A 10699-nucleotide genomic window follows, 5' to 3' on the forward strand; every position below is an offset into this window, starting at 1 on the left:
GGTGCGTATGAACTCCGACGGAGCCCACCGGGGGCCTCCCACGGCCCGGCGAGGGAGCGCGATGGCGCGCCACCGAGGAACGGCCCAGGCCGAGGTCCTGGACGTGCAGGCGGCCTACGCCGCGCACGGCCCGGAGCTCTACCGCTTCGCCCTGCGCCAGCTGGGTGACGGCGGGGCCGCCCAGGACGTCGTCCAGGAGGTGTTCCTGCGGGCCTGGCGCGCCGCGGGTTCCTACGACCCGCAGCTGGCCGGTCTGCGCACCTGGCTGTTCGCCATCGCCCGCAACGTGGTCGTCGACGAGGCCCGCCGCTTCGCCGTCCGGCCGTGGCAGCGGGACCTCACCGACGGCACGGACCTGCCGCCGGCCGGTGAGGCCGGCCCCGACGAGCGGCTCGTCGACGCCTGGGTGGTGGAGGAGGCGCTGCGGCGGATCGGGCCCGAGCACCGGACGGCGATCGTGCAGACGCACCTGCGCGGCCGGCCGCACGCGGAGGTCGCCGCCGAGCTCGGCATCCCGGTGGGCACACTACGCAGCCGGGTGTTCTACGGGCTCAAGGCCCTGCGCCTGGCGATGGAGGAGATGGGAGTGGAACCGTGACCGGTCAGCCGCGGGACGCCCACCGGCGGCTGCGCGAGCAGCTGGGCGTGTACGCCCTGGGCCACGGCACCCCCGAGGAGCGCGCCGCGGTCCGGGCACACCTCGACGGCTGCGCTGCCTGCCGGGCCGAGCTCGCCGAGCTGACCCCGCTCACCGGGCGGCTGGCCGGCGTCGACCCCGACCGGCTCGACGACCTGCCCGCCCCGCCGCCGGAGCTGGCCGACGCCGTGCTGGTCCGGATCGCCGCGGCCGGCCCGCGCCCGGTCGACCTGGCCGCCCGGCGCGCCCGCCGCACCCGGTGGGCGGCGGCCGCTGCCGCCGCCGTGGTCGCCGCGGCCGCCTTCGGTGCCGGCTGGCTGAGCCGCCCGCTGCCGCCGGCACCGCCGCTGGAGCCGGTGGCGGTGGCCGTGGTCGCCGAAGGGGTGCGCGCGACCGCCGACGTCGTGCCGCACACCTGGGGGGTGGAGGTGAAGCTGTCCGGCGCCGGGTTCACCGCCGGGCAGGTGTACCGGGTCACGGTGCTCGACGAGGCCGGCCGCGACGTCCCGGCCGGGCAGTTCATCGGCGTGGGGGCCCAGGAGCTCGACTGCAACCTCAACTCCTCGGTGCTCCGGGAGGACGCCGCCGGCTTCGAGGTGCTGGACGCCTCCGGCGCGGTCGTGCTCAGCTCCACCTTCTGATCCGGCCGCTGGCCGGCTCGCGCCGCCGGCGACCGCTCGGGTACCGGTGCGGGGGCACCGAGCGGTCAGCCGCCCGCGGGGACGCGCCGACCGTCGACGGTGAAGGTGCCGGTGGCCGTGCCGTCCGGCCCGACCTCCTGGTAGACGTCGTCCCCCTCGCCTGCGGCGGTGTTGCCGCGGATCGCCGTCCGCTGCGCCGTCATCGTGCCGGTCGGGGAGTTCCACAGACCGCCGCCGTCGTTGGCCGCCCGGTTGCCGGTGACCTCACCGCGGTCGATCCGGACGGTCCCGGCGCCGGTCAGGTGGAGTCCACCGCCGTTGCCCGGCGCGGCCCCGGTCACGTTGCCGACGAGGTCGGTGCGCTCCAGCGTCGTCCGGCCCACGTTCGCCTCGATGCCGCCGCCGGCCCGTGCTGCCGAGTTGCGCTCGACCCGGGTGCGCTCGACGACGAGCGTCGCCTGGTCGTTGAGGATGCCGCCGCCGGAACCGGCCGCGCCGTCGGCGATGTTGCCGGTGACCTCGGAGCGGGTGACGGTGAGCGTGCCGGTCGGGCCGGCCTCCTGGAACAGGCCGCCACCGCCCATCGTGGCCTCGGCACCGCTGGCGGTGTTGCCGGAGACGGTGGTCCGGTCCACGGTCATGGTCCCCGCACCGGAGTTCCACAGGCCGCCGCCCTCGGCGGCGGCGGTGTTGCCCGAGACGGTGCTGCGCTCGACGTGCACGGTGCCGGCGCCGGTCAGGTGCAGGCCGCCGCCGTTGCCCGGCCCCGCGCCCGTGCTGTTGCCCGACAGGGTGGAGCGGTCGACGGTCGTGGTGGAGCCCGGCGACGCCTCGATCCCGCCACCGGCCCGCACCGCCGAGTTGCCGGTGACGGTGCTGCGGTCGACGACGAGCGTGCCGGCGTTGCGCACCCCGCCCCCGGACGCCGGGAGACCGGTACCGAGCGCGGCACCACCGGAGACGGTGACGTCCCGCAGGGTCAGTGAGCCGCCGGCCAGGACGTCGAGGACGCGGTCCAGCCGCTGCCCGTCGATGCGGGCGCCCCGGCCGTCGAGGACGACCCGGGAGGTGACGTCGAGGTCACCGGTGGCGGCGGCGTCCTCACCGGCACCGCGCAGCGTCAGCCGGTAGGTGCCCTGCCCCAGGACGACGGAGCCGCCTCCGGAGGCGTTGGCCTCCTGGACCGCGGCCCGCAGCGAGCAGCGCCCCGCCGCGTCGGCGCAGGTCCCGTCACCGGGCCGGGCGTCGGTGCTGTCCTGGGTGGTGGTCACCGAGAGGGCCCGGAGGCTCTCGCCGGCGGGTCGGGACTCGTGGGCCGAGGCCGGGGTGGTGACCAGCAGGCTCAGCGCGAACGCCGACGCCGCGGCACCGGCCAGTGATCTGGTGCGCATCTGTCGTCTCCCTCGTGGATCGCGGGTGCCGGCGGACGAGCACCGACGCAGAGGGGTACGGCGCCCCACCCACCGGCGTTCGACCGGAGAGCAGGGATGCGTGCCGGAGCAGCCGCACGGCCGGCGCGCCGCTACGCGCCGTCCGCAGTCCGTTCGGCCCCGCTGCAGGGGCCCGCGCCGAGCTTGCGAGGCGTGGGGGGCAGCGGGGTCCTTCCTCAGACCTCGAGGACGGTGGGGATGATCATCGGCCGGCGGCGGTAGGTGTCCGACACCCACTTGCCGACCGTCCGGCGGATCACCTGGGAGAGCCGGTGGGCGTCGACCTGCTCGTCCTCCAGCGCCCGCCGCAGCTCCTCGTCGACCCGGGCGAGCACCTCGTTGAAGGCGGTCGGGTCGTCGGAGAAGCCCCGGGTCGACAGGTGCACCGGCCGCACGATCGTCCGGGTCGAGGGCTCCACGACCACGGTGACCGCGACGAAGCCCTCGTCACCGAGGATCCGGCGGGCCTGCAGCGACTCCTCGCCGACGTCACCGACGTTGAGCCCGTCGACGTAGACGTTGCCGATCGGCACGCTGCCCACGATCGAGGCCTTGCCGTCGACCAGGTCGACGACCACGCCATCCTCGGCCAGCAGGATGCGGTCGCGGGTCATGCCGGTCTGCTCGGCCAGCGCGGCGTGCGCCCGCAGGTGCCGCCACTCGCCGTGCACCGGCATCAGGTACCGGGGCTTGGCGACGTTGATCAGGGTGCGCAGCTCGCCGGCGGGGGCGTGGCCGGAGACGTGCACCATCGCCGTCTCCTTGTGCACCACGGTGGCGCCCAGCCGGGCCAGGCCGTTGATGACCTTGTAGACCGCCGTCTCGTTCCCGGGCACCAGCGAGGAGGCCAGGATGATCGTGTCGCCGGCCTCGATGGTGACCTGGTGGTGGTCGCCGCGCGCCATCCGGCCCAGCGCCGACAGCGGCTCGCCCTGCGAGCCGGTGCTGATCAGCACCACCTGCTCCGGCGGCATCGACGTCGCCTCGTCCAGCTTCACCATCAGCCCGGGGGCGACCCGCAGCAGGCCGAGGTCCTGGGCGACCCCCATGTTGCGCACCATCGACCGGCCGACCAGGGCGACCTTGCGGCCGTGCTTCACCGCGCAGTCGAGCACCTGCTGGATGCGGTGCACGTGGCTGGCGAAGCTGGAGACGATCAGCCGCTGGGTGGCCCGCTCGAACACCGAGTCCAGCACCGGCCCGATGTTCCGCTCGGAGGTGACGAAGCCGGGCACCTCGGCGTTGGTCGAGTCGGCCAGCAGCAGGTCGATCCCCGCGACACCGAGCCGGGCGAAGGCGCCCAGGTCGGTGAGGACGCCGTCCAGCGGGAGCTGGTCCATCTTGAAGTCGCCGGTGTGCACCAGCGTGCCGGCCGGCGTGTGCACGGCCACGGCGAGCGCGTCGGGGATCGAGTGGTTGACGCTGATGAACTCGCAGTGGAAGGGCCCGGCCAGGTGGTCGTCGCCGGCCGCGACCTCGACCAGCACCGGGTCGATCCGGTGCTCACGCAGCTTGGCCTTGACCAGCGCCAGGGTGAACCGGGAGCCGACCAGCGGGATGTCGGCGCGCAGCCGCAGCAGGTACGGGATGGCACCGATGTGGTCCTCGTGCCCGTGGGTGAGGACGACGGCGGTGATCTCGTCCAGCCGGTGCTCGATGACCCCGAAGTCGGGGAGGATCAGGTCGACCCCGGGCTGCTCGGCCTCGGGGAAGAGCACCCCGCAGTCGATGACCAGCAGCTTGCCGTCGAACTCGAGCACGGCCATGTTGCGGCCGATCTCGCCGAGCCCGCCCAGCGCCATCACCCGCAGGCCGCCCGCGGGCAGCGGCGGGGGCGCCTTGAGGTCGAGGTGCGGCTGCAGCCCCGGAGCGGCGGTCGCGGTCACAGCTGGACTCCCCCCGCGGCGAGGTCGGCGCGCAGCTGGGCCAGCTCCTCGGGGGTGGCGTCGACCAGCGGCGGGCGGACCGGGCCGGAGGGCAGCCCCAGCTCGCGCAGCGCCGCCTTGACCATGATCGTGCCCTGCGTGCGGAAGACCCCGGTGTAGACCGGCAGCAGGCTCTCGTTCACCGCACGGGCCGTGACCAGGTCACCGGTCTCGACCGCGGCGATCAGCTCGGCCAGCCGGGTGCCCACCAGGTGGCTGACCACGCTGACCACCCCGACCGCCCCGGCGGCCAGCAGCGGCAGGTTCAGCATGTCCTCGCCGGAGTAGTAGGCGAGGTCGGTGCGGGCCAGCGTCCACATGACCGCACCCAGGTCGGCCTTGGCGTCCTTCACCGCGACGATGTTCGGGTGCTCGGCCGCGCGGACCAGCGTCTCGACCTCGATCGGCACCACCGAGCGCGGCGGGATGTCGTAGAGCATCACCGGCAGGTCGGTGGAGTCGGCGACCGCGGTGAAGTGCCGCAGCAGGCCGGCCTGCGGGGGCTTGTTGTAGTACGGGGTCACCACGAGCAGGCCGTGCACGCCGAGCCGAGCGGCGGACTGTGCCTTCTCGATGGAGTGCGCGGTGTCGTTGGTGCCCACCCCGGCGATCACCGTGGCCCGGTCACCGACGGCGTCCAGCACCGCCTCGAGCACGGCGTGCTGCTCGCTGTCGCTGATGGTCGGTGACTCCCCCGTCGTCCCGAAGACGACGAGCCCGTCGTTGGCCTGCCGGTCGACCAGGTGCGAGGCCAGCTGCTGCGCGCCGGCCAGGTCGATCGTGCCGTCCTCGGCGAGGGGCGTGACCATGGCCGTCAGCACGCGCCCGAAGGGCCGTGCGGGGTCGGTGGGCATGCCTGGAATCTACCGGCCGCCACCCACGCCGCCGGACCGCCCACCGCCGGTCCACCCGCCCGCCTGCTCGGCCAGCACCCCGGCCACCGGGTCCGCGCCGGCGGCCGGCCGTCGCCACTGGGAGACCCGGAAGCGCAGCCCGCCGACCGACTCCGCCCAGCCGGTCGCCGGCAGCCGCACGCCCGGCACCCACTCCGGACCGAGCGCCGGCGCCCAGGTGTCCCCCGGCAGCTGCGCGTCGACCTCGGTGACCACGACCTCGTCGGCGTGCGGCAGGAACGCCGCGTACACGCCGCCACCACCGATGACCCAGAGGTCCTCGCCCAGGGCCAGCACGTCCTGCACCGACCGGGCGACCTCCGCCCCCGTCCCGGCGCCGTCCAGCGTGGAGCTCAGCACCACGTTCCGGCGGCCCGGCAACGGCCGGACCCGCGGGGGCAGCGACTCCCAGGTGCGCCGGCCCATCACCACCGTCGACCCGAGGGTGAGCGCCTTGAACAGCCGCAGGTCCTCCGGCAGGTGCCAGGGCAGCGCGCCGTCCACGCCGATGACGCCGCCGCGCGCCTGCGCCCAGACCATCCGCACCGTGCTGCCCACGACCGCCGACCCCGCTCGGACGGTCAGACCGCGACCGCGCCGCGGATCGCCGGGTGGTGCCGGTAGTCGATGACGTGGAAGTCCTCGTAGCCGTGCTCGAACAGCGAGGGCGCCGGGTCGACCTCCAGCCGCGGGAAGGGCAGCACCTCCCGGGTGAGCTGCTCGCGCACCTGCGGCAGGTGGTTGCGGTAGATGTGGCAGTCCCCGCCCACCCAGATCAGGTCACCGGGCTCCAGCCCGACCTGCTGGGCGACCATCCGGGTCAGCAGCGCGTAGCTGGCGATGTTGAACGGCACACCGAGGAACAGGTCGGCGCTGCGCTGGTACAGCTGGCAGGACAGCCTGCCGCCGGCGACGTGGAACTGGAAGAGCGCGTGGCACGGCGCCAGCGCCATCTCCGGCAGCGCGGCGACGTTCCACGCCGAGACCACCATCCGCCGCGAGTCCGGGTCGGTGCGCAGCGTCTCCAGGACGGCGGAGAGCTGGTCGATCGACCCGCCGTCCGGCGTGGGCCAGGACCGCCACTGGACGCCGTAGACCGGCCCCAGGCTGCCGTCCTCGGCGGCCCACTCGTCCCAGATGGAGACGCCGTGCTCCTTGAGCCAGCTGACGTTGCCCTCGCCGCGCAGGAACCACAGCAGCTCGTAGGCGATCGACTTGAAGTGCACCGACTTCGTCGTCACCAGCGGGAAGGAGGCGGACAGGTCGTAGCGCAGCCGCTCACCGAACAGGCTGAGCGTGCCGGTGCCGGTGCGGTCGTCCTTCGGCGTCCCGGTCTCCAGGACCCGGCGGAGCAGGTCCTCGTACTGCGTGTCGACCTGCTGCTGGACGGCCACCTCGGCCATGTCGACTCCTCGTCGCGGTGTGGGGGCCGGGAGCTCCGGACCCGGGTGGGTGGTGTGGTCAGCCCTCGGCTGGGCGGTCCGGTCAGCCCTCGGCGACGAGCGGGCTGGCGGCGACCGCCGTCCCGTCGGCCAACTGGCTGACCCGGAAGTCCTCGAAGACGTGCGGCGCCACCCGCTGCAGCTCGCGCAGGCAGGCGACGGCGAGCTCGCGGATCTCGACGTCGGCGTGCTCGCTGGCCCGCATGGCGACGAAGTGCCGCCAGGCACGGTAGTTGCCGGTGACGACGATCCGGGTCTCGGTGGCGTTGGGCAGCACCGACCGGGCGGCCTGCCGGGCCTGCTTGCGGCGCAGCGCGGCGTTGGGCACGTCGGCGAGGCGCTGCTCCAGCCCGTCGAGCAGCTCGGTGTAGGCGGCCACGGCGGCGTCGGTCGCCGCGAGGAACGCCGCGTGCAGCTCCGGGTCCGCCGCGATGACGGCGGGCTCGACCACGGCGGCGTCGTCCTCGGGCACGTACCGCTGGGACAGCTGGCTGTAGGAGAAGTGCCGGTGCCGGATCAGCTCGTGCGTCAGCGACCGCGAGACCCCGGTGAGGTACATGGAGACCGAGCCGTGCTCCAGCACCGAGAGGTGCCCGACCTCCAGGATGTGCCGCAGGTACCCGCGGTTGGTCGCCGTCGCCGGCTTCGGCTTGTCCCAGGACTGGTAGCAGGCCCGCCCGGCGAACTCGGCGAGCGCCTGTCCGCCGTCGGCGTCGGTCTCCCAGGGCACGTCCGCCGGGGGGGTGAACTGCGTCTGCGCGACGACCTGCACCTTCAGCGGGGCGATGGCGGGCACGGGTCGAGGGTACGGTGCCGCGCTGGCCGCCCCTGCTCGCGAGGCACCCCGGGCGACACCAGCACCAGCGGCCCCAGCAGGCATCGGCCGGTCAGCCCACCGCGACGGCCAGGGCCGGCGCCAGGTCGCCCGGACCGGCCACCGCGACGGTCTCCAGCGCCATCCAGTCGGCCATCGCCCGGAGCTCGGCGGCCAGCGCGGACGCCACCTCCGCGGCGTCGACCCCGGCCTCGGCGTGGGCCGCCTGCACCCGCAGCACACCGGCCTTCCGGTCGGCCTTGAGGTCGACCCGGGCCACCAGACGGTCACCCAGCAGGAACGGCAGCACGTAGTAGCCGTGCACCCGCTTCTCCGCCGGGGTGTAGATCTCCAGCCGGTACCGGAAGCCGAAGATGCGCTCGACCCGCGGCCGCTCCCAGACCAGCGAGTCGAAGGGGCTGAGCAGCGTCCGGGCCCGGACCCAGCGAGGCCGTCGCGCCTCGGGGTCCAGCCAGGCGGGCCGGCCCCAGCCGGCGACCTCGACCGGCTGGAGCTCGCCGGCGTCGGCCAGCTCGGCGATCGCCGTCCGCGCGTCGGTCGGCGGCAGCCGGAAGTAGTCCCGCAGGTCGGTCTCGGTGGCCACGCCGAGCGCCTTGGCGGCGGTGCGCACCAGCTCCCGGACGGCGTCGTCCCGGTCGGGGGTGGGCGCCTGCACGACCGCTGCCGGCAGCACCCGCTCGGTGAGGTCGTAGACCCGCTCGAAGCCGGCGGTCCGCTGCCGCGCGGTGAGCACGCCGGTGAAGAACAGCCACTCCAGCGCGACCTTGCCCGCGTGCCAGTTCCACATCGAGCCGGGGCGGTCCGGCCGTGGCTCCATGAGCTCACTGGCCTTGAGCGGGCCGCCGGTGCGCACCCGGTCGAGCACCTCGGCGACGTAGCCCGGTCGCTCCTGCTGGATCCGGACCATGTTGCCCCAGGCGTGCTGCTCGGCCGCCGCCATCCGCCAGCGCAGGTACGGCTGGAGGCGGACGGGCAGGAACGACGCCTCGTGCGCCCAGTACTCGAACAGCTCGTGCCGGCGGCCGGAGAGCCCGTCCAGCGCCACCCGGTCGTAGGCCCCCAGCCGGCTGAAGAACGGGAGGTAGTGCGACCGGGACAACACGTTCACCGAGTCGATCTGCACCACCGCCAGCCGTTCGGCCGTGCGGCGGAGCTGGCGGGTGCCGACGGCACCGGTGGACCGCGGGTCGGCGAACCCCTGGGCGGCCAGGGCGATCCGTCGGGCCAGGGCGGCGGGCAGCCGGTCTCCGGACGTCGTCACGGTCGCCGATCCTGCCGTGGGGGTACGACGGTCGCTGCACCGGACCACCGGCCGCCTACGCTGCCCGGGTGGACCTCCCCGGACGGCCCGACGTCCCCGGATCGCCGGACCTGCCCGGACCGCTGCGCCGACCGGGGCGCGCGGAGGCCTCCGTCCGCCCGGCCACCGCCGCTGACGCCCCGGAGATCGCCCGGGTCCAGCTGGTGACCTGGCGGACCGCCTACGGCGCCGTCCTGCCGCCGGCCGTCCTCGACGACTGGGACACCGCGGCCGCCACCGACGCCTGGCGCGCAGCTGTCGCCTCGCCGCCGACGCCCGGTCACGGCGTGCTGGTGGCGCTGGACGGGACGACGGTCGTCGGGTTCGCCGCCCATGGCCCGGCGGAGCGAGCCGCCGACGAGGACGCGTTCCCCGGGGGGCCGAGCAGCGAGCTCATGACGTTGCTGGTCGAGCCGCGGTGGGGCCGCCGTGGGCACGGCAGCCGGCTGCTGGCCGCGGTCGTCGACCTGACGGCCGCGACGGGCACCGCACGGCTGCAGATGTGGCTGCCCGACAGCGACGACGTCACCGCCCGGTTCCTGACCGCCGCCGGCTGGGCCCCCGACGGCTGGGTCCGCACGCTGGACACCGGGGCAGCGCCGCTCCGTCAGGTCCGCTGGCACACGATCCTGGACTACGAACGAGGAGAGCAGTGACCTTCTCCGGCTTCCCCGACGAGGGCCTCGTCTTCTACGAGGGCCTCGAGGCCGACAACAGCAGGACCTACTGGACGCAGAACCGCCAGCTCTGGGAGGAGCACGTCCGGGCTCCGATGCAGGCGCTGGCCGACGAGCTGGCCCCGGAGTTCGGCACGGCGAAGCTGTTCCGCCCCTACCGGGACGTCCGCTTCAGCCACGACAAGACCCCCTACAAGACGCACCAGGGCGCGGTGCTGCACCCCGACGGCCGCGGTGTCGGCTCGGTGTACGTGCAGATCTCCGCCGACGGCCTGCGGGTCTCCGGTGGGTGCTGGCGCCTGCAGCCGGACCAGGTCGAGCGCTACCGCCGCGCCGTGGACGACGACGTCCAGGGACGCCGGCTCGAGCGGATCGTGGGTTCACTGCGCACCGAGGAGTTCGAGATAGAGGGCGACCGGCTCGTGCGGACGCCACGCGGCTACCCCGCCGACCACCCGCGGATCGAGCTGCTCCGACACAGGTCGCTGCACGCCTCGCAGCAGTGGACGCCGCAGGACTGGCTGCAGGCCCGCACTGCCCTCGACCGGGTGCGCGACAGCTGGCGCCGGTTCACTCCGCTCAACGAGTGGCTCGCGGACAACGTGGGTGCCTCGACCGCCCCACCCGACCGCAGGCGCTGACAAAGCGTCACGTGACGTGTCGCAGCCGGGCTCCGCTACGCCGGGCGGAGTCCGGCTGCGACACGCGTCCCCGGCCAGGTCACCGGGGACCCAGACGGTCTCAGAGATGCAGAAAACGGGGTCACAGCCGTAGCTGTGACCCCGTTCCTGGGAGTTGTGTCCGGCGGCGTCCTACTCTCCCACCCGGTCCCCCGGGCAGTACCATCGGCGCTGAAAGGCTTAGCTTCCGGGTTCGGAATGAGACCGGGCGTTTCCCTTTCGCCATGACCGCCGTAACG

The 10699-nt window shown here is 74.5% G+C and carries 11 protein-coding genes and 1 rRNA gene; 4 read left to right on the top strand and 8 right to left on the bottom strand.

Features of this window, described 5'->3' with window-relative positions:
* Nucleotides 1-61: 61 nt before the first annotated feature.
* Nucleotides 62-598, top strand: coding sequence for a sigma-70 family RNA polymerase sigma factor (locus ACJTNH_RS03600; RefSeq protein WP_458172907.1), 537 nt, complete (start codon nt 62-64; stop codon nt 596-598).
* Entirely contained in the window at nt 595-1278 is a 684-nt protein-coding gene (locus tag ACJTNH_RS03605; protein WP_458172908.1) for an anti-sigma factor family protein, read from the top strand. Before ACJTNH_RS03600 ends, ACJTNH_RS03605 begins: the two co-directional genes overlap by 4 nt.
* Nucleotides 1279-1343: 65 nt before the next feature.
* On the opposite strand, the gene ACJTNH_RS03610 is transcribed toward ACJTNH_RS03605, so the two are convergent.
* From ACJTNH_RS03610 to ACJTNH_RS03640, 7 genes are all read right to left on the bottom strand, one after another.
* A complete protein-coding gene (locus ACJTNH_RS03610; RefSeq protein WP_458172909.1) occupies nt 1344-2669 on the bottom strand; it encodes a right-handed parallel beta-helix repeat-containing protein in 1326 nt (441 codons plus the stop codon).
* 215 nt (nt 2670-2884) lie between these two features.
* The gene (locus ACJTNH_RS03615) at nt 2885-4594 is read right to left on the bottom strand and encodes a ribonuclease J (protein WP_299959554.1); all 1710 of its coding nucleotides are present in this window, start codon (nt 4592-4594) and stop codon (nt 2885-2887) included.
* Nucleotides 4591-5487: a 4-hydroxy-tetrahydrodipicolinate synthase gene (dapA, locus tag ACJTNH_RS03620; protein WP_458172910.1), complete on the bottom strand. Its 897-nt coding sequence runs from the start codon at nt 5485-5487 to the stop codon at nt 4591-4593. Before dapA ends, ACJTNH_RS03615 begins: the two co-directional genes overlap by 4 nt.
* Before the next feature lie 9 nt (nt 5488-5496).
* Nucleotides 5497-6084: a dihydrofolate reductase gene (locus ACJTNH_RS03625; protein ID WP_458172911.1), complete on the bottom strand. Its 588-nt coding sequence runs from the start codon at nt 6082-6084 to the stop codon at nt 5497-5499.
* A gap of 23 nt (nt 6085-6107) precedes the next feature.
* Entirely contained in the window at nt 6108-6929 is an 822-nt protein-coding gene (locus ACJTNH_RS03630) for a thymidylate synthase (protein ID WP_458172912.1), read from the bottom strand.
* 82 nt (nt 6930-7011) lie between these two features.
* Nucleotides 7012-7764 carry an FAD-dependent thymidylate synthase gene (gene thyX, locus ACJTNH_RS03635; protein ID WP_458172913.1) on the bottom strand — a complete coding sequence of 251 codons (753 nt, stop codon included), beginning with the start codon at nt 7762-7764 and terminating at the stop codon, nt 7012-7014.
* Between the two features lie 91 nt (nt 7765-7855).
* On the bottom strand, nt 7856-9064 hold the full coding sequence (locus tag ACJTNH_RS03640) for a winged helix-turn-helix domain-containing protein (RefSeq protein WP_458172914.1): 1209 nt from the start codon (nt 9062-9064) through the stop codon (nt 7856-7858).
* Between the two features lie 68 nt (nt 9065-9132).
* Here ACJTNH_RS03640 and ACJTNH_RS03645 point away from each other — a divergent pair, with 68 nt between their 5' ends.
* Both ACJTNH_RS03645 and ACJTNH_RS03650 read left to right on the top strand, forming a co-directional pair.
* Nucleotides 9133-9759, top strand: a complete 627-nt coding sequence (locus ACJTNH_RS03645) for an N-acetyltransferase family protein (RefSeq protein ID WP_458172915.1) — start codon at nt 9133-9135, stop codon at nt 9757-9759.
* Nucleotides 9756-10421: a DUF2461 domain-containing protein gene (locus ACJTNH_RS03650; protein WP_458172916.1), complete on the top strand. Its 666-nt coding sequence runs from the start codon at nt 9756-9758 to the stop codon at nt 10419-10421. Before ACJTNH_RS03645 ends, ACJTNH_RS03650 begins: the two co-directional genes overlap by 4 nt.
* A 158-nt stretch (nt 10422-10579) precedes the next feature.
* On the opposite strand, the gene rrf is transcribed toward ACJTNH_RS03650, so the two are convergent.
* A 5S ribosomal RNA gene (gene rrf, locus ACJTNH_RS03655) occupies nt 10580-10696 on the bottom strand.
* Nucleotides 10697-10699: the final 3 nt, after the last annotated feature.

It is taken from the genome of Modestobacter lacusdianchii (assembly GCF_054177765.1).

Excerpts from the sequence above, each read along its gene's own strand:
- ACJTNH_RS03610 (WP_458172909.1), bottom strand. The coding sequence starts at position 2,669 with ATGCGCACCAGATCACTGGCCGGTGCCGCGGCGTCGGCGTTCGCGCTG.
- ACJTNH_RS03630 (WP_458172912.1), bottom strand. The coding sequence starts at position 6,929 with ATGGCCGAGGTGGCCGTCCAGCAGCAGGTCGACACGCAGTACGAGGAC.
- dapA (WP_458172910.1), bottom strand. The coding sequence starts at position 5,487 with ATGCCCACCGACCCCGCACGGCCCTTCGGGCGCGTGCTGACGGCCATG.
- ACJTNH_RS03600 (WP_458172907.1), top strand. The coding sequence starts at position 62 with ATGGCGCGCCACCGAGGAACGGCCCAGGCCGAGGTCCTGGACGTGCAG.